Source organism: Ornithinimicrobium pratense (genome assembly GCF_008843165.1).
Taxonomy (GTDB): Bacteria; Actinomycetota; Actinomycetes; order Actinomycetales; family Dermatophilaceae; genus Ornithinicoccus; species Ornithinicoccus pratensis.
Genome location: NZ_CP044427.1, coordinates 1079848 through 1098103, shown reverse-complemented (window position 1 = coordinate 1098103; position 18256 = coordinate 1079848). Strand labels below are relative to the sequence as shown.

At 72.6% G+C, this 18256-nt stretch carries 14 protein-coding genes; 3 read left to right on the top strand and 11 right to left on the bottom strand.

Annotated features, from left to right (window positions below; all coding sequences use genetic code 11):
• Nucleotides 1–78 precede the first annotated feature (78 nt).
• The 11 genes from FY030_RS04915 to mraZ form a co-directional block, all read right to left on the bottom strand.
• Nucleotides 79–921: a cell division protein FtsQ/DivIB gene (locus FY030_RS04915; RefSeq protein WP_158060531.1), complete on the bottom strand. Its 843-nt coding sequence runs from the start codon at nucleotides 919–921 to the stop codon at nucleotides 79–81.
• Nucleotides 918–2450: a UDP-N-acetylmuramate--L-alanine ligase gene (gene murC, locus FY030_RS04910; RefSeq protein WP_158060530.1), complete on the bottom strand. Its 1533-nt coding sequence runs from the start codon at nucleotides 2448–2450 to the stop codon at nucleotides 918–920. The genes FY030_RS04915 and murC overlap by 4 nt, the downstream gene beginning before the upstream one ends.
• Before the next feature lie 13 nt (nucleotides 2451–2463).
• Nucleotides 2464–3606, bottom strand: coding sequence for an undecaprenyldiphospho-muramoylpentapeptide beta-N-acetylglucosaminyltransferase (gene murG / locus FY030_RS04905; RefSeq protein WP_202879759.1), 1143 nt, complete (start codon nucleotides 3604–3606; stop codon nucleotides 2464–2466).
• Nucleotides 3603–5102 (bottom strand): putative lipid II flippase FtsW, encoded by a 1500-nt coding sequence (gene ftsW, locus FY030_RS04900; protein WP_238348556.1) that lies wholly within the window; start codon nucleotides 5100–5102, stop codon nucleotides 3603–3605. Before ftsW ends, murG begins: the two co-directional genes overlap by 4 nt.
• Complete coding sequence (murD, locus tag FY030_RS04895) at nucleotides 5099–6643, bottom strand: UDP-N-acetylmuramoyl-L-alanine--D-glutamate ligase (RefSeq protein WP_158060529.1); 1545 nt, start codon at nucleotides 6641–6643, stop codon at nucleotides 5099–5101. Before murD ends, ftsW begins: the two co-directional genes overlap by 4 nt.
• Complete coding sequence (mraY, locus tag FY030_RS04890) at nucleotides 6640–7722, bottom strand: phospho-N-acetylmuramoyl-pentapeptide-transferase (RefSeq protein WP_238348555.1); 1083 nt, start codon at nucleotides 7720–7722, stop codon at nucleotides 6640–6642. The genes murD and mraY overlap by 4 nt, the downstream gene beginning before the upstream one ends.
• Nucleotides 7723–7753: 31 nt before the next feature.
• The gene (locus FY030_RS04885) at nucleotides 7754–9226 is read right to left on the bottom strand and encodes a UDP-N-acetylmuramoyl-tripeptide--D-alanyl-D-alanine ligase (protein ID WP_158060527.1); all 1473 of its coding nucleotides are present in this window, start codon (nucleotides 9224–9226) and stop codon (nucleotides 7754–7756) included.
• Complete coding sequence (locus FY030_RS04880; protein ID WP_158060526.1) at nucleotides 9223–11070, bottom strand: peptidoglycan D,D-transpeptidase FtsI family protein; 1848 nt, start codon at nucleotides 11068–11070, stop codon at nucleotides 9223–9225. Before FY030_RS04880 ends, FY030_RS04885 begins: the two co-directional genes overlap by 4 nt.
• A gap of 58 nt (nucleotides 11071–11128) precedes the next feature.
• Complete coding sequence (gene ftsL / locus FY030_RS04875; RefSeq protein WP_158060525.1) at nucleotides 11129–11569, bottom strand: cell division protein FtsL; 441 nt, start codon at nucleotides 11567–11569, stop codon at nucleotides 11129–11131.
• The gene (gene rsmH / locus FY030_RS04870; protein WP_158060524.1) at nucleotides 11566–12591 is read right to left on the bottom strand and encodes a 16S rRNA (cytosine(1402)-N(4))-methyltransferase RsmH; all 1026 of its coding nucleotides are present in this window, start codon (nucleotides 12589–12591) and stop codon (nucleotides 11566–11568) included. Before rsmH ends, ftsL begins: the two co-directional genes overlap by 4 nt.
• A 199-nt stretch (nucleotides 12592–12790) precedes the next feature.
• The gene (mraZ, locus tag FY030_RS04865; protein ID WP_158060523.1) at nucleotides 12791–13225 is read right to left on the bottom strand and encodes a division/cell wall cluster transcriptional repressor MraZ; all 435 of its coding nucleotides are present in this window, start codon (nucleotides 13223–13225) and stop codon (nucleotides 12791–12793) included.
• Nucleotides 13226–13568: 343 nt separating this feature from the next.
• On the opposite strand from mraZ, the gene FY030_RS04860 reads away from it, so the two are divergent.
• From FY030_RS04860 to FY030_RS04850, 3 genes are read left to right on the top strand one after another with little or no spacing between them, the layout of a single operon-like run.
• A complete protein-coding gene (locus FY030_RS04860; RefSeq protein ID WP_158060522.1) occupies nucleotides 13569–14546 on the top strand; it encodes an AAA family ATPase in 978 nt (325 codons plus the stop codon).
• 12 nt (nucleotides 14547–14558) lie between these two features.
• Nucleotides 14559–15821 carry a DUF58 domain-containing protein gene (locus tag FY030_RS04855; protein WP_158060521.1) on the top strand — a complete coding sequence of 421 codons (1263 nt, stop codon included), beginning with the start codon at nucleotides 14559–14561 and terminating at the stop codon, nucleotides 15819–15821.
• Nucleotides 15818–18247 carry a transglutaminase TgpA family protein gene (locus tag FY030_RS04850; RefSeq protein ID WP_158060520.1) on the top strand — a complete coding sequence of 810 codons (2430 nt, stop codon included), beginning with the start codon at nucleotides 15818–15820 and terminating at the stop codon, nucleotides 18245–18247. The genes FY030_RS04855 and FY030_RS04850 overlap by 4 nt, the downstream gene beginning before the upstream one ends.
• Nucleotides 18248–18256: the final 9 nt, after the last annotated feature.

Sequence of the window (18256 nt, the reverse complement as noted above, 5' to 3'; positions counted from 1 at the left end):
GCCGTACTGGTCACCCTACGACGACCCGACCCTCAACCCCATCAACGTCAATCTCAACCTCAGGTCGAAGGTGTCGTCTCAGTCGGTGGGGGCGGGAGGCAGGCCGGTGACGACGGGGGTGTCGGGGGTGCGGACGTCGATGTCGATCCGGGTGTCCCCCTGGGGGTCGACCGCGTCCTGTCCGACGATGGCCGTGACGACCTGCCACTTCTTCTCGTTCTGCTCGGGCGGTCCCCAGAGCAGGCGAACCTCCCCCACGCGCATGGTCACGACACCGTCGGCGGCGACCCGGGGGCGGCCCAGGTCGCCCTTGAGCACGTCGGGGTCGGGACGCATCCGCCACAGCTGCGCCAGGCCCGCGACCGTGGGCCGGTCCAGCTCCGTCGGGTCGCCCCCGGTCTGGAACAGCGGCAACTTGTTGCTGGCCTGTTCCACCTGCTCATAGACAACACCGTCGGCGTCGGCCAGCCAGGTGGCGTCGCCGTCGCTCAGGGCCAGCACTGGCTCGCGCTCGGCCAGGACCAGCCGCACCGTCGAGGGCCAGTCACGCTCGACGGAGATCTCCGCGATCCGGGGGTCGGCCAGCACCCGCTCCCCCACTGCTCCCTCGGCCACCCGGGCCAGGGGCCGGCCGCTGGGGATCTGCGCCAGGCTGACCGCAGACTCCTGGACCTCCGCGCGGCCACCGCTGACCTCAAGGTCCTTGACCACGAAAGCGGAGGAGAAGAAGAACAGGAAGATGACGCCGGCGGCGAGCAACGCGACGAGGGCAAGCCCGGTGAGCAACGTGCGCCGCGGCCGGCCTTGCGAACGCCGCATCCGCAGCCAGCCCCTCATCCGCCCCCACCGGGTCGGGTCGGGGTTCGTCGACCGCTCGGCCCGAGCGCCCGTGGCCGGTGCGGTCCGCAGCCCAGCGCTCATGCCGCCCCTCCGTCCTGGTCAGGGCTGTGCCCGGTGCCGTCCTCGCCGCCCTCGTCGTGCCCGGTATCGCCTTCTGCGAGCCGGGTGAGCAGCCGGGGCCCCACCTCGGTCACGTCGCCGGCCCCGATCGTCAGCACAAGGTCATCCCGCCCCTCGACCAGCCGCGCCAGCAGCCGGGTCGCGTCATCCAGGCCCTGGGCCTCGTGCACCTCGGGCGCCTCCGGAGATTGCCGGACCAGGGTGGCCAGCAGCCCCGAGGTGACGTCGGGGTAGTCCTCCTGCGCCTCACGGGCACCGTAGACCGGCAGCAGGACCGCGACGTCCGCGGCCGCCAGCCCTTGGGCGAAGCCGTCGGCGAAGTCACGGGTGCGGGAGAACAGGTGGGGCTGGAAGGCGACCACGACCCGGCGCCCGTTGGCCGCGCTGCGGGCGGCCCGGACCGCCGCGCCGACCTTGGGGGCGTTGTGGGCGTAGTCGTCGACGACCTCCACCGCCCCGTGGCGGCCGACGAGCTCCAACCTGCGGTGCGCCCCGGCAAAGGCGGACAGCCCAGCCAGCGCCCGGTCCATCGCAGCTCCCACTCCGACCACCGCCGCCAGCAGCGCCGCCGTCGCGTTGTGCACGTTGTGCTCCCCCGGCACCGGCAGCGCCAGGGACACGGTGGTGCCCTCGCGGACCTGCCCAGCGGTCCGGGTGAAGGTGAGGGTGCCGGAGGACCGCATGCCGGCGCTGGCCACGTCAGTGAGCCGGACATCGGCGTCGGCCCCCTCCCCCCAGGTCAGCACTCGGATCCCACGGTCACGGGCCAGCTGCGCCAGGCGCGCCGCGCCCGGGTCGTCGGCGTGGGTCACCAGCAGCCCGCCGGGCCGCAGGGTGAGCACGAAGTCGAGATAGGCCTGTTCGAGGGCCTCTAAGTCGCCGTAGAAGTCGAGGTGGTCAGGCTGGACATTGGTCACCACGGCCACGTCCGGCCGGTAGGCCAGGAAACTGCCGTCACTTTCGTCGGCCTCGACCACGACCGGCGACCCCTCGCCGCCGGGGGCGGCGTTCGCGCCCGTGCTGGCCAGCGGGGCACCGATGACATAACCGGGCTCAAGCCCGGCCGCCTGCAGTGCAGTCGTGGTCATGGCGCTGGTGGTGGTCTTGCCGTTGGCCCCCGCCACGGCGATCACGCCGCGCCCGGCCAGTAGGGAGGCGATGCCCTGAGCCCGATGCAGGACCCGCAGCCCGGCCGCCCGGGCGGCGGCCAGCTCAGGGTTGTCCTCGCGTATCGCACCGGAGATCACCACCGTCTGGGCCGCCCCGAGGTGGGCCGCGTCGTGCCCGACGTGGACACGGGCGCCCTCGGCCTCGAGCGCCCGCAGGGCGGGGCTGTCGGACCGGTCCGAGCCGGAGACGGGTATGCCGCGGGCCAGGAACATCCGGGCCACCCCAGAAACTCCGGACCCGCCGATCGCGATGAGATGCACCGGCCCCAGCTGCTCAGCGGGTGGCACCGGCGCGGTGAAGTCGAACCTGCTGCTCAGCATCGTCCGGTCGACCTCACGCCCGGCCCGCGGCCTGGAGCACCAGATCGACCAGCCGCTCGTCGGCGTCGCGCTGGCCGTGCTCGGCGGCGGCCGCCGCCATGGTGTCCAGAGTCCTCCGGTCACTCAGGAGGGGTATGACGTCTGTCCGCACCCAGTCGGGCCGCACCTGGGCGTCCTCGACAATCCTGCCTCCGCCGGCCGCGACGACATCGGCGGCGTTGAGCCGCTGCTCGCCGTTGCCCACCGGCAGGGGGACATAGATGGCGGGGACCCCCACGGCGGCCAGCTCGCAGACCGTGCCGGCCCCTGCTCGGCAGACGGCCAGGTCGGCCACGGAGTAGGCCAGGTCCATCCGGTCGGTGTAGTCGAGCGCGACGTACCGGGCGCCGTCGGCCGCGGGCGGGGGAAGGTCAACGTCCTTGCCGGCACCGGTCAGGTGGAGCACCTGGACCCCGGCGGCCTGCAGGTCGGCGGCGGCCCGGGCGAAGGCCTCGTTGAGCCGCTGCGCGCCCAGCGACCCGCCGAAGACCAGCAGGGTGGGCCGGTCGGCGTCCAGCCCGAAGTGGGCCAGCGCCTCACCACGGGACTCGGCGCGGTCCAGCTCACGCACCTCGGTGCGCAGCGGGAGCCCGACGACGGTGGCGCCGGGCAGGGAGGTGCTGGCGAAGGTGATGGCGACGTGCTCGGCGAACCGGGCACCGAGCCGGTTGGCCAGGCCGGGGCGGGCGTTTTGCTCGTGGATCACCACGGGCACCCGGGCTCGGCGGGCGGCCAGGTAGGCCGGGGTGGCCACATACCCGCCGAACCCCACCACCACGTCCGCCTCGACGTCGTGGATGGCTTTGGCTGCGGTGGAGATGGCGCGGCGCAGCGCCCCGGGAAAGCGCAGCACGGCCGGTCCCGGCCGCCGAGGAAAAGGCACCTTCGGCACGACGGTCAGGGGGTAGCCCCGCTCGGGCACGAGCCTGGACTCCAGACCCTCGGCGGTGCCGAGCACCTGGATCCGCACGCCGGGTACCCGGCGCCGCAGCGCGTCGGCGGTGGCCAGGAGAGGGTTGACGTGCCCAGCGGTGCCCCCGCCGGCGAGCACGACGGACAGCGGGCGGTCAGGGCCGGCGCCGTCGCCCTGTGCCCGGGTCGCCTCGGGCCCGCTCACGGACGGCCTCCCGGGCGGCGCGCCGCACGGGGGACGGCGGCCCGCCTTGGCGTGGTCCGGGGGCCGTTGGGCTGGGCACTCTTGCGGGATGGCCGCTTCGCGGGCGTCTCCTTGTGGGAGGACCCCGCACGGGTGGCGCTCTGTGCGGCCGTTGTCCTGGCCCGGGCCCGACCGGCCGTGGCCGCGACGGGGACGGCGGCAATGGTGCGGCGCAGGATCGAGGCCCGGCCGGAGAATCGGCCCTGCGCCTCTGGCAGCGACCTGGCCAGGGCCAGGAGCAGCCCCACGCCCATGAGGGCGGCGATGAGCGCCGAGCCACCGCTGGAGACCAACGGCAGGGGCACACCGATGATCGGCAGCATGCCGATGACCGAGCCGACGTTGAGCAGCGCCTGGGACAGGAACCAGACCATCACTCCGGCGGCCGCCAGCCGGGCGAAGCTGTCCTCGGACGCAGAGACGATCCGGACGCAGGCGTAGGCCAGGACCCCGAAAAGGACCAGCACGGTGAGCGTCCCGGGCAGGCCCAGCTCCTCGCCGATGATGGCCAGGATGAAGTCGTTGTGCGGCTCGGGCAGCAGGCCCCACTTCTCCCGGGATCCGCCCAGCCCGACCCCCCACCAGCCGCCGTCGGCCAGGGCGTACTCGGCGTGCACCTTCTGGAAGCAGCCGTCCACGTGAGGGCTGTCGCAGATGCCGCCGATCCAGGTCTGGATGCGGTGCATCCGGTTGGCGCTGCCGGCCGCGAAGTACAGCACACCGCCGACGGCGACCAGGGACAGTCCGACGAACCAGCGGCCCGGCACCCCCGCTGCGTAGAGCATGCCGACCAGGATCATCAGCATGATCATCGCGGTGCCGAGGTCGTGCCCCATCAGCACCAGCCCGACCAGGAGCATGCCGAAGGGGAAGATCATCGGCACCACGGCGTGCGCCGGCTTGTGCAGGAGGGGGCGCTTGGCCGCCAGGACCCCCGCGCCAAAGACGACCATGGCCATCTTGGCCAGCTCGGCTGGCTGCAGGCTCCGGCCGCCCACCAAGATCCAGTTGCGGTTGCCCTGGAACTCCCAGCCGATGGGGCTGAACACCGCCACCTGCAGGGCCAGCGCCACGAACACGGCGGGCCAGGCGAGCTTGCGCCAGATCCGCACCGGCAGCCGGGACCCGACGACCGCGAGGGCGATGCCCACCCCGGCATACATGACCTGGCTGAGGAAGACGGTGTAGGAGTTGCCGCTCTCCAGGTAGGAGCCCGGGCCGCTGGCCGACAGGACCATCACCAGGCCGAGGACCGTGAGCACGGACGCGCTGACGGCGATCAGGTAGTAGGGCGCCACGGGCGAGCGCAGCCAGGTTCCGACCGAGGCGGCCGACCAGCCCTGGGCCTCCTCGCCGAACGTGGCGTAGTCATCTGCGTCGGAGTGTGCGGACCCACCAGAGCGCTGTGCTCCCGCGGACGCCCCCTGCCGGAAACGCGGCGGCAGGGTGGCCGTCACGGCGACCCCTCTTGGCGCAGGTGCCGGCGGACCGCGGCGGTGAAGGTGTCGCCGCGGCTGCCGTAGCTGGGGAACATGTCGAGCGAGGCCGCGGCCGGCGAGAGCAGCACGACGTGGCCCGGGCGGGCCAGCCGGGCGCACCGCGCGACGACGTCGTCCATCAGCTCCTCCAGACCGGTCATGTCCCCATGGTCGGTGACGCCGGCGTCCTCGACGGGGACGTGCGGCGCGTGTCGGGCCAGCGCCTCGGCGAACTGCGCCCGGTCCGCCCCGAGCAGCACCACCGCCTGCAGCTGCCCCGCGACATGGGCTACCAGCTGGTCGACGTCGGCGCCCTTGAGCTGGCCGCCGGCGACCCAGACGATGTCCGGGTAGGCCTCCAGCGCGGCCTGGGCGGCGTGCGGGTTGGTCGCCTTGGAGTCGTCGACCCAGGTGACACCCTCGTGCTCGGCGACGACCTGGGTGCGGTGGGCGTCGGCGCGGAAGGCGCGCAGCCCGTCGCGGACGGCGGCGGGGGTGATGCCCGCGGCCCGGGCCAGGGCTGCGGCCGCCAGGGCGTCCAGCACCAGGTGCGGCGGGGGCGCGCTGTCGCCGGTGCCGCCGGAGGCCCGCGCGAGGTCGGCGAGGGTGCCCAGCTCCGCGGCCGAGGTGCGCCGCTCCTCGACGAAGGCGCGGTCGGCCAGCACGTCGTCGACCAGCCCGAGCATGGACAGACCCGGTGTGCCAAGGGTGATCCCGATCGCCCGGGCCCCTTCGATGACCTCAGCCTCCTCCACCATCGCCTCGGTGGCGGGGTCCTGGACGTTGTAGACGCAGGCCAGCTGGGTGCGCTCGTAGATGCGGGCCTTGTCCGCGGCGTACTGCTCCATCGAGCCGTGCCAGTCCAGGTGGTCCGGCGCCACGTTCAGCACGCAGGAGGCCAGGGGGCTGACTGAGTGGGTGAAGTGCAGCTGGAAGCTGGACAGCTCCACGGCGATGACGTCGTAGGGCTCGGGGTGTTGGACGGCGTCCAGGACGGGCGTGCCGACGTTGCCCACGGCGATCGCCCGCAGCCCCGCCGCCTGCAGGATCGACTCCAGCAGCTGCACGGTCGTGGTCTTGCCGTTGGTGCCGGTGACGCACAGCCAGGGAGCGGCGCCCACGTGGGGCCGCAGCCGCCAGGCGAGCTCGACCTCGCTCCACACGGGTATGCCGCGGTGCGCCGCCGCGTGCAGCACCGGATGGTCCGGACGCCACCCCGGGGAGGTGACCACGACGTCTACATCGTCGAGGTCGGCCGGCCAGCCGGCCAGGTGCTCGGGGCCCAGGCGCACGTCGGCGCCGAGGATCCCCAGGATCCCGGCCTGCGTCGCCTGCTTCTCGGTGCCCGCGCCGGCGTCCACCACGGTGACCCCGGCCCCGTGCTGCAGCAGGGCGTCCGCCGCCGCGAAGCCGGTCACGCCGAGACCGGTGACGAGGGCTTTCACCCCGGCCCAGTCCGCGTCCCGGTGGGTCAGCCCCGCCAGCCGGTCGTGGCTCTCGGTGTCCTTCTCACTGCTCACAGGTTGGCCACCCACTCGGCGTAGAACATCCCTAGCCCGACCGCCACGCACATGCCGGCCACGATCCAGAACCGGATGACAATCGTCACCTCGGCCCACCCGAGCAGCTCGAAGTGGTGCTGCAGGGGTGCCATCCGGAACACCCGTTTACCGGTGAGCTTGAAGCTGGCCACCTGGATGATCACCGACAGGGTGATGATGACGAACAGCCCACCGAGCACCGCCAGCAGCAGCTCGGTGCGGGTGGTGATGGCCAGCCCGGCCAGCCCGCCTCCCAAGGCCAGGGAGCCGGTGTCGCCCATGAAGATCTTGGCCGGGGAGGCGTTCCACCACAGGAAACCGAAGCAGGCCCCGGCGACCGAGCAGGCCACGACCGCCAGGTCAAGCGCGTCTCGGACGTCGTAGCAGTTGGGCCCGGGCGCGATCTGGCAGTTCTGGTTGTACTGCCAGATCCCGATCACCGAGTAGGCCCCGAAGACCATCACGCTGGCCCCGGTCGCCAGCCCGTCCAGGCCGTCGGTGAGGTTGACGCCGTTGGAGGCCCCGGCGATAAGGATGTTGGCCCAGATGATGAACAGGATCACGCCCAGCACCGGCCCGGCGAAGGCGAGGTCGACGGAGGTGTCCCGGACGAAGGAGATCGCGGTCGACGCCGGCGCCCGGGAGCTGTCGTTGGTGACCAGCAGAGCCAACAGGGCAAAGATGATGGCGATGACGGTCTGTCCCGCCAGCTTCTCCAGCGATGTCAGGCCCAGGCTGCGTTGCTTAGAGATCTTGGTGTAGTCGTCCAGGAAGCCGATCAGCCCCAGGCCGGTGATGAGGAAGAGGACCAGCAGCGCGCTGAGCGAGAACCGGCTGTGGGTGACCTCCACGAGCCCGGACATGTCCAGCAGGATGAGCAGCAGGTGGGACAAGAAGTAGCCGAGGAGGGTGGCGGCGATGATCACCGCGCCCCCCATGGTCGGTGTGCCGCGCTTGGTGTGGTGGGAGGTGGGTCCGTCGTCGCGGATGAACTGGCCGTAGCCCTGTCGCACGAGGAAGCGAATGAACAGCGGGGTGCAGAGGAGGGCGACCAGCATGGCCACCCCCCGGCGAGCAGGACGTTGACCATCAGGGACCGACCCCTGCCAGTTCATCACCCAGCAGCCGCAGGCCGGAGTCGCGGCTGCTCTTGAGCAGGACGACGTCCGCCGGTCCCAGGTGGTCCGCCAGGAAGGCCCGGGCCTCGTGCCGGTCGGGCAGGAAGGTCGCCTCCGCGCCGCCGCCCTCCAGGTATGCGGTGGCGGCCGGCTCGGCCAGCTGGCCCACCGTGACGAGGTGGTCGACGCCCAACGCGGCCGCCAACGCCCCGACGCGGGCGTGCTCGGCGTCGCTGTCGGCACCGAGCTCGAGCATCCCGCCGAGGACCGCGACCAGCCGGCCATCCGGGGTGCGCATCGCGGCGAGGGCGCGCAGCGCGGCGGCGGTCGAGTCGGGGTTGGCGTTGTAGGCGTCGTTGACGACGACGAGGCCGTCGGGTCGCTCGGTGACCTCCATCCGCCACCGGGCCCGAGCCTCCGCGGTGCCGAGCGCCTGGGCGACCTGCTCCCACGGCATACCCCACTCGTGGGCGACGGCGGCGACAGCGAGAGCGTTGCCGACATGGTGCTCGCCGACCAGCCTCAGGGCGACCGGGACCCCCTCCTCGGGGGTGCCGGGCCCGCGCACGGTGCAGGAGGCGCGGCCCCGGGTGTCGGTGGTCACGTCGACGGCGCGCAGGTCGGCGTTGGTGCCCCGGCCGACCAGCAGCGTCCGGGCCCCGACGGCGGCCGCATCCCCGGCCATGGCGGCCACCACGGGGTCGTCGGCGTTGAGCACGGCCAGGCCCCCCGCGGGCAGGGACTGCACCAGTTCGGCCTTGGCCCGCCCGATCGCCTCGCGCGAGCCGAACTCACCCAGGTGGGCCGAGCCGACGTTGAGCACGACCGCCACCTGCGGCGGGGCGACGGTGGTGAGGTGGGCGATGTGCCCGGCCCCGGAGGCGCCCATCTCGGCGACCAGGTAGGCGGTGTCCGGCGTGAGCCGGCACACGGTCAGGGGCACGCCGACCTCGGAGTTGTAGGACGCCTCGGGTGCCAGCGTCGGCCCCAACCCGGAGAGCACCTGGGCCATCAGGTCCTTGGTGGAGGTCTTCCCGGAGGAGCCGGTGATGCCGACGATGCGCAGCCCGCCTGCGGCGGTGCAGCGGTCGACGACCTCACGGCCTAGGGCGGCGAACCCACGGGTCACGGCGTCGTAAGGGGGACGGTCAGGCCGCGGCGAGAGCCGGGCCGGGTCTTCGTCCAGGACCACGCAGGGCAGGACGTCGGACTCGCGGTTGGTCAGCGCTCCCACCGCGCCGCGGTCGGCTGCGGCGGCGAGATAGTCGTGACCGTCGGCGTGGTCTCCACGGCGGGCGACATACAGGCCACCGGGAGCAACCTCCCGGGAGTCGGTCACGACGGAGCCGCTGACCGTCAGCCCGGCCGCGGCCCCGTCACTGCCTCCGGGATGCACCCGGCCTCCGGTCACCTGCGCGACCTGCTGCAGTGTCAGGGGGATCACCCACCGGTCCTTTCGTCCTTGATCGCGATGTCCTCAAGTGTGACACCGGCGGGGTGGCCGGGAGCCTGCTCCTCGGGGTCGAACTCCAGCTCGACCTCCGGAGGCGGCGTCGTGTCGGGCAGGACGCCGTTCTTCTGCAGGGCGTAGCGCATGATGTCGGCGAACGGCGGCCCGGAGATCACGCCGCCGAACTCGCTGATCTGGCGCGGCCGCTGGATCACCACGGCGACGATGTACTTCGGGTCCTGCGCCGGGGCGAAGCCCATGAAGCTGGAGGTGACGCCACCGGTGTAGCGACCGGTCTGCGGGTCCACCCGGGTGGCGGTGCTGCTCTTGCCGGCGATGTGGTAGCCGGGGATGGCGGCCAGCGGCGCGGTGCCGGTCGGGGAGGCGGTGGCGGTCATCATCTCGGTGAGCTGGGCAGCCGTCTCCTCGCTGATCACCCGGGAACCCTCCCCCAGCGGCGCCTCGAGGTAACGGCCCTCCTGATCGACCGTGCCGGCGACCAGGGTGGGCGGCACGGTGACACCGCCGTTGGCCACGGTCTGGAAGACGCCCATCTGCTGCAGCAGGGTGCTCGACAGGCCCTGGCCGAACATAAAGGTGTAGCGGGTGGTGGCGCTCCAGGTGGAGGTCTCGGGGACCAGGCCGGTGGACTCCCCCGGCAGCCCCAGCCCGCTGAGCGAGCCCATTCCGAACTTCCGGTTCCACTCGTAGAGTTGCTCGTCGGTGAGCTTCTCGCCGTAGAGGATGGTGCCCTTGTTGGAGGAGTGGGCCAGCACGCCGGAGAAGGTGAGGTGCTGGACTGGCTTCTCGGTCGCGTCCTTGAAGGCGACGCCGGCCCGGGGGACGCGAACGGGCACCACGATGGGGGTGTCCGGCTCGGCGATCCGTTCCTCCAGGGCGGCCGCGGCGGTGACCAGCTTGGAGGTGGAGCCGGGCTCGTAGACGTCCTCGATCGCGGCGTTGCGCATCCCCTCGGAGGTCTGCGTGCTCTGCGAGGGGTCGAAGCCGGGGTAACTGGTCAGCGCCAGCAGCCGCCCGGTGCCGACCTCCATCACCGCGGCGTAGCCGGAAAGCGCGTCCGCCTCCTCGATCCGGTCCTTGAGGGCGTTGTGGGCATACCACTGGATGTCGGCGTCCAGGGTCAGGCGCAGGTCCTGCCCCGGCACCGCGGGGTCCTCCTCGTAGAGGCCGGTGGAGATGATTTCCCCGCTGCTGCCCGCCTCGTAGACCGCCTCACCGGGGGTTCCGGTCAGCGCCTCGTGGTGCACCAGCTCCAGGCCGCCCGCCGGCTGCTCGCCGGCGCCGATCCAACCAATCAGCGGCGCGGCAGACTCCCCAAGCGGGTAGTCGCGGCGCATGAGGTCCTCCGGGAAGACACCTCGCACCCCGCGGGCCCGCAGCTCTTGCCACTGCTGCGGGGAGGCGTCGGGGACGAGCACCGTCCAGCGCGGCTGGTCGGGCGAGGTCAGCTTGCCCAGCACCTGCGCCTCGTCGGCGCCGGTCACCTCGGCGATGACCTTGGCCGCGGCGGGGAACCCCTCGCCCAGCCTCTCCCGGTCCTCCCGCGGCACGTAGTCAGCGACCAGGGTCGGGTCGGCAGTGATCCGCTTGCGCTCCACACTCACCGCCAGTGGCTGGCCGTGGATGTCGGTGATAGTGCCCCGCGCGGCGGGAAGGACCATGCTCTGCAGGCGTCCGTCGAGCGCAGCGGCGGAGACGCTGGCGGCGTCCAGGCCCTGCAGGCGCACCAGCTGGGCGGCGAAGAGGGAGAGGACGACGAAGATGCCGACCAGAAGGACCCGTGCCCGCCGAGCCGGGTGGACCACCCCCGAAGCCACCGCACCCCGAGGGCGAGGAGAGGTGCGCGCTGCTGCCACTGGCCTGCTCACTCCTGCGTCAGTCGTCCTTCGGAAGCGGGATGCCCGTCGAGGGCAAATCCACGGTAATCGTGTGCCCGTCCTCGACCTTGGACGCCACGCCGGTGATGGAGCCGTCCGACAAACGCACGGTGGCGGTGGAGGTGGAGGGCACCATCTTCAGCTTCTCGGCGGCCCCCGCCAGGTTTTCCGGCGACTCCTTCTCGGCCAGCTCCTCGGCGAGGGTGACCTTCTGGTCGTGCAGGGCGGTCCTCTGCACCTCGAGCCGGGACAGGACGTAGGAGCCTTCCGCGCGGGCGGTGTTGAGCACCAAGACCGCGGTAAAGCTGCTGGCCACGATGAAGGCGCACAGCAGCAGGAAGCCGATGTTGGTCCGCGCCGGCGAGGCGTCGACGGAACGGGCGCCAGTCCTGGCGCGGGCGGCTCGGGGCAGACGGGCGGAGATCGTCATCTGGCTCATGCGAGGTCCTCTCGGGCGGCGTGCGGGCCGGGGGTATGGCGGTTGGTCTGATCGGGCGTAGGGCGAGTGCGCTGGGCCGCGCGGAGTCGGACCGAGGCCGAGCGCGGGTTGGTGGCCTGCTCGGCCGGGCTCGCCTGCTCGGCGCCGCGCACCAGCAGCTGCAGCCATGGCCGCTGCTCGGGGAGCTCAACGGGCAGTCCGGGCGGGGCCGAGCTGGTGGCGCCCGCAGCCAGCGCTCGTTTGGTGATGCGGTCCTCCAAGGAGTGGTAGGACAGGACGACGAGGCGGCCACCGACGCCGAGGGCGCGCAGGGCCGCGCGGACCCCTTCGTCCCAGACGGACAGCTCGGCGTTGACCTCGATGCGCAGCGCCTGGAAGGTGCGCTTGGCGGGGTGTCCCCCACTGCGCTGCGAGGCGGCGGGGACGACGCTGTGCAGCAGCTGGACCAAGGGTCCGGAGGTGGTGAACGGTTCCTGTTCGCGTCGGCGGACCACGGCCCGGGCGATCTTGCGGGCGAAGCGCTCCTCGCCATACTCGCGCAGCACCCTCTCCAGGTCTCGCGCGTCGTAGGTGTTCAGCACTTCTGCCGCGGTCATCCCGGTCGACTGGTCCATCCGCATGTCTAGGGGTGCGTCGGTGCGGTAGGCGAAGCCGCGGTCGGTCTCGTCCAGCTGCAAGGAGGAGACCCCGAGGTCGAAGAGGATCGCATCGGCCGTCGCCAGCCCGAGGTCGGCCAGCACCGCGGGCACGTCGTCGCTGACGTCGTGCACGGCGGTGAACCGCTCACCGAAGGGCGCCAGCCGCTCGCCTGCCAGCGCGAGCGCCTGGGGGTCACGGTCGATCCCGATCGCCCGGGACTGCGGGCAGGCGTGCAGCACCGCCTCGGTGTGGCCGCCCATCCCCAGCGTGCCGTCCACGAAGATCGCCCCCGGCCGGGACAGCGCGGGGGCGAGGAGCTCGACGCAGCGGTCCAGCATGACCGGCACGTGCCGGTCCGCGGTGGGTGGTGTGCCTGCAGCCATCGGTCCTGTCCCCGGTGATGCCTGGGCGATCCGCTCGACCTGATCCCCCGGGCCCTGGTCCCCCACCGTCCGCCGTGGCGCCCGGCCCGGGGGAAGTCGGGTCGGGAGCCTTCGGTTCGCGACCAGGCTTCGGGGAAGTGAAGTCTGGGTGCGGGACGGACGGGGGGAGGCCAGGGCCAGGGCGGGGGTCCGCCACGGCTCACATCAGCCCGGGGACCACCTCCTCCGACTGCTCGGCGAACGACTGCTCGGTCTGCTCCAGGTAGGTGTCCCAGGCGGCCGAGTCCCAGACCTCGACTCGGTTCCCCGCCCCGATCACGGTGCACTCGGTCTGCAGCCCGGCATACTCGCGCAGGATCTGCGGGATGGTCAGCCGCCCCTGCTTGTCCGGGGCCTCGTCGGAGGCACCGGAGAGGAAGACGCGCTGGTAGTCACGCACCGCGCGGGAGGTCGTCGGGCTGCTGTGCCACTGGGTGGTGATCCGCTCGAACTCCTCGCGCGAGAAGACGTAGAGGCAGCGCTCCTGCCCGCGGGTGATGACCAGACCGTCCTCGAGGGCGCGGCGGAACTTGGCCGGCAGGAACATCCTGCCCTTGTCATCGAGTCGGGGCGTGTAGGTGCCGAGGAAGAGCACTCTGGCCACCCCCTTCGACTCGGTGTGCGGGCCTGCCTTCTCCAGATTGCTCCACTTTACTCCACTTTGCTCCCCGCGCACCACCACTGACGCACTAATCTGCGGCTATTTCGACCAACCTCCCAGGTCAGGGGCGGGGAATGCGGTGGAGGACGGCATGATGCCAGGTCGGCCGACGCATCCCCCGCGCGGGCCGACGCGGCATACCCCGTGCCAAAGACGCAGGTCAGGGGCAGAGAGCGACCTACTGGCGCGAGATGGAGGACCGGGGTGGGGGGAAGTGGAGGGTGCCGTGTTCGGCAAAGATGCGGCGCCTGTCAGTCTGGTTTGGCACACTTCGCTCATGTCTGCCTTGTCGACCGCGCCCGAGACCGTGGATCTGGACGCCGTGACCGCGGTCGCCGGGGCCGTGCACCGCGCCATCACCACCGTCATCGAGGGCAAGGACGACGTCGTCTCGACCGCCGTCACCGTGCTGCTCGCCGAGGGCCACCTGCTCATCGAGGACGTGCCGGGAGTGGGCAAGACGATGCTGGCCAAGACCCTGGCCCGGGCCATCGACTGCCAGGTCAGCCGCGTGCAGTTCACCCCGGACCTGCTGCCCAGCGACATCACCGGGGTGAGCGTCTTCAACCAGGACACCAGGAGCTTTGAGTTCCGGCCCGGCGCGATCTTCGCCAACGTCGTCGTGGGCGACGAGATCAACCGGGCCTCCCCCAAGACCCAGTCCGCGCTGCTGGAGGCGATGGAGGAGCGCCAGGTCACCGTCGACAGGCACACCTACCCGCTGCCCCGGCCCTTCCTGGTGATGGCCACGCAGAACCCGATCGAGATGGAGGGCACCTACCCGCTGCCGGAGGCGCAGCGCGACCGGTTCATGGCGCGGATCTCGATGGGCTACCCCTCCCCTCGCTCCGAGATGGCGATGCTGGAGCACCACGGCGGCGTCAGCCCGCTGGATGAGCTGACGCCGGTGACCACTGCGGAGGACGTGCAGCGGCAGATCGAGGCGATCCGCGCGCTGCACGTCGCACCGGCGCTGCGCCAGTACGTCGTCGCGATCGTCGGCACCTCGCGCACCCACCGGATGCTGCGCCTGGGTGCCTCCCCGCGCGCCGGGCTGCAGCTGCTGCGGGCAGCGCGGTCGCACGCGGCCCTGACCGGGCGCGACCACGTCCTGCCCGAGGACGTGCAGTCCGTCGCCGTCCCGGTGCTCGCCCACCGCGTGCTGCCCACCGGGGAGGCGTCGCTGGCCCGGCACAACGCCGCGGACATCGTGCGCGAGCTGGTCGAGCGCACCACCGTCCCCTCGGGCCGCTGAGCAGGACCAGCGATGCGTTCACCGTGGAGGATGCTCACCAGCCGGGGACGGGCCTTCCTTGTCCTCGGGCTGGTCACCGCCGCCGCGGGGGTGCTGCTCGGGTATGAGGACATCACCCGGATCGGCGTCCTGCTGACGGCCCTGCCCGTCCTGGCCCTGCTCCTCATGCCCCGCCGTAGCCCGCGCATCCAGGTCCGCCGGGAGGCCGACCCCGCACGGCTGGTCCCGGACGAGCGTGGTGCCGTCGAGACCCACTTCACCAACGTCGGCAGGCGCCGTACCCCCGTCTACCTGGCCGAGGAGCACCTGGACTACCACCTGGGCGACCGGCCCAGGTTCGTCCTGCCCCGGCTGGACCCGGGGGAGCAACGGCGGCTGCGCTACACCGTGCGCTCCCGGCACCGGGGGGCCTACACGCTGGGGCCGGTCGTGCTGCGGCAGCGCGACCCGTTCGGGCTGACCTTCCTCACCCTGCAGCTGTCCTCGCGCTCTGAGGTGCTCGTGCTCCCCCGCACCCACCACCTGGGCGAAGGTCGCGTGCGGGGGACCTCCCGCGGCAGCGAGGGCGAGATGCCGCAGATGGTCGCCCTGCACGGCGAGGACGACGTGAGCATCCGCAACTACCGCGACGGCGACGAGCTGCGCCGGGTGCACTGGCCGGCGACGGCCCACCGCGGCGAGCTCATGGTGCGCCAGGAGGACCGTCCGGCACGGCGGCGCGCGGTGCTGCTGCTGGACTCCCGAGATCGGGCCCACCCCGGCGGCGGCGTCCGGGCGTCCTACGAGTGGGGGGTCTCCGCGATCGCGTCGGTGGCCCGGCACCTGCAGCTCCAGGGCTTCGTCATCCACCTGCTCACCGACAGCACCGTGCGGGAGGGCTCGGCCGACCACCCCGTGGAGCTGGACCAGGCGCTGACCATCCTGGCCCGAGCCACCCCCGAGGCGAACACCCGGTTGGCTCGGCTGGCCGCGGTCGCTGCCCCCTTCGCCGCCGGCGGCGTCCTCGTGGTCGCCGCCGTGGTCGCGCACGACGAGGAGGACCTGCGGGCGCTGGCCTCCATCCGCCAGCCCGGCTCACGCGCCCTCGCCTTCGTCCTGGACCCCTCTCGCTTCGGCGGCACGCCCCGCTCCGACGGGAGGGCTACCCGGCCCTCCGGAGCCGCGGGGGCGCTCGCCCAGGCGGGTTGGCGCACGGTGGAGTGCGGGCCGCATACCGAGATCCCGCAGGCGTGGGCCGCGCTGGGCGAGTCCGCACAGGTCGGGCGGTCGGCATGACCTCGACGCTGCCCCCACCGACCCAGACACCGTCGCCGCGGACACCCCAGCGCCCGCAGCCGCAGCGCTCCGAGCCTCGGCGGACTCTGCTGCCCGACCAGGACGCCTTCGCCCGAGGGATGTGGGCCGAGGGACTGGTCGCCGCCCTGGCCACGCTGGCGGTCGCCTGGCCGCTGACCGGCCTCCTGCGGGAGGACACCTGGTTGCTGCCCGCGATCGCTCTCGTGGCGCTCGTGACCGTCAGCGGCGCGCTGATGCGAACCTTCGACGTGCCGCCCAGCCTGGTGGCGCTGGGACAGCTGCTGCTCGGCATCGGCGGGGTGTGCACCGTCTTCCTGCGCGAGACCCTGTGGCGGGGCCTGGTCCCCACCGCGGACACCCTGGATCGGATCGGTGGCCTGCTGCAGCAGGCCGGCACCGTGCTGCAGACGTATGCCGCGCCCGCCCCCACCACGGAGGGGGTCTCCTTCCTGGTGGTCTCGGTGCTCACCCTCACCGCAGTCTCGGTGGACTCGATGGCGGTCACGGGGCGAGCCCCCGCAAGCGCCGGCATCCCCCTGGCCGCAGGCTTCCTTGTCTCGGTGTCGAACACCGGCCGGGCGATGGAGCCGTGGTACTTCCTCGCGGTGGGCCTGCTCTGGCTGGTCATGCTGGCCCAGCAGAGCCACCGGGTGACCAGCGGCTGGTCCTCGCCCAACCGGCAGGAGTCCCGCGGCGGCCAGGACGTGTCCACCGGTCCGCGCAGCCTGCGGGGGCTGGCCCAGGTGCTCGGGGCGAGCACGCTCGTCGTCGCGATCCTCGGTGCCAGCGCCCTGCCGCACCTGCCGCCCACCTTCTTCGGCGGCGGTCTGGCCCGCAACACCGAGGCCCGCACCGTCGGTGGCGACGCCGCTGGCGAGGTCGCCTTCACCGAGAGCATGGACCCCTCCCAGGACCTGCGCAACCAGTCGCAGGCTCCCGTGCTGCGCTACCGCACGACCGGGATCAGCGCGGAACCGCTACGGGTGACCGCCACCGAACGGTTCGCCGATGGTCGTTGGCAGGCGCCGGACCGGTTGTCCGCCGAACTGCTGCCGCTGAACTCTCCCCTGCCGAGGCCTGCCGGCGTTGCCGACGACGTCGAGGTGTCGACGTTCCAGACCCAGGTGCTGGAGAATCAGCTCGCCCCTCCGCACCTCGCCGCACCTGCGCCGCTGGTCGGGCTGGAGCTCAGTGGCGGCGACTACCGCTTCGACCTCACCGACTCCACGGCTGTGCTGCAGGGACGCGCGCCCCGCTACACGGCGCTCTACCAGGCGCCCATCCCCGGCGCTGAACTGCCGGGCCACGTCGGCTCCGTCCCTGCGGACCCGGCCGAGTTCTCACCCGACCTGCTCGCGGTGGACGCGGCCTCGGGCGACGCGATCGCCGCCCTGAGTGAGCAGGTGGTGGGCGCGGAGGACAACGCCCTGCAAGCCGCGATCCTGATGCAGAACCACTTCCGCCAGCCCGGCGCCTACACCTACTCCCTGGAGCTCACGCCCGCAGCCGAGGTCGGGGCGGCCGACCCGATCAGCGCGTTCATCGCCTCCCGGCGCGGGTACTGCGTGCAGTTCGCGCAGACCATGGTGATGATGGCGCGGCACGAGGGCATTCCGGCCCGGATGGCGGTCGGCTTCCTGCCCGGCACCCGGCAGAACGACGGCTCCCGGACCGTGGTCGTCGCCGACGCGCACACCTGGCCCGAGCTGTGGATCAGCGGGATGGGGTGGACCCGGTTCGAGCCGACGCCGGGTGCACGGGCGAGCTCGATCCCGCCCTGGACCCGCGCCCCGCTCGACAACGACCAGGCTCCCGCGACCGCCCAGCCGGCGCCGGACCCCGTGCCTGAGCTGCCCGAGCCCACGGAGGCGGCGGCGCCGCCGGCGGACAGCTGGGTGGACGATATGCGCCAGCTGCTGCCGACGATCGCCAGCGTCCTGGGGCTCGTGCTCGTGCTGGCCCTGCTGATGACGGTCGTGCCGCTCATCGGCCGGCGCTACCGCGAGCGCGGGCTGCGCGAGGCCCATGACCCCGCGGGCCGCGTCGAGGGCTACTGGCGGGTCCTGACTCGGTCGCTGGCCGACCTAGGGGTCGAGGAGCCACCGGCGCGCAGCCCCCGGGTGATGCGCGGCTACTACGAGCAACGGACCGTGCTGGTCTCCCCCGCCCAGGACGCACTGCGCCGGGCCACGGCGACCCTTGAGCGCAGCCGCTACGCCCCGGTCGGCACCCTGTCGGAGACCGACGCCGCACGGATGGGTCAGGACGTACGGGCCGTCGTGGACGGGGTGCGCCAAGCCTCGCCTTGGAACGTCCGGGCCAATGCGGCCCTGCTCCCCGGAAGCGGACTGGAGGGCGTTGGTCACTGGTTCGCCGAGCTGCGCACCCGGACGTGGCCCCGCTGATCCTTCTGT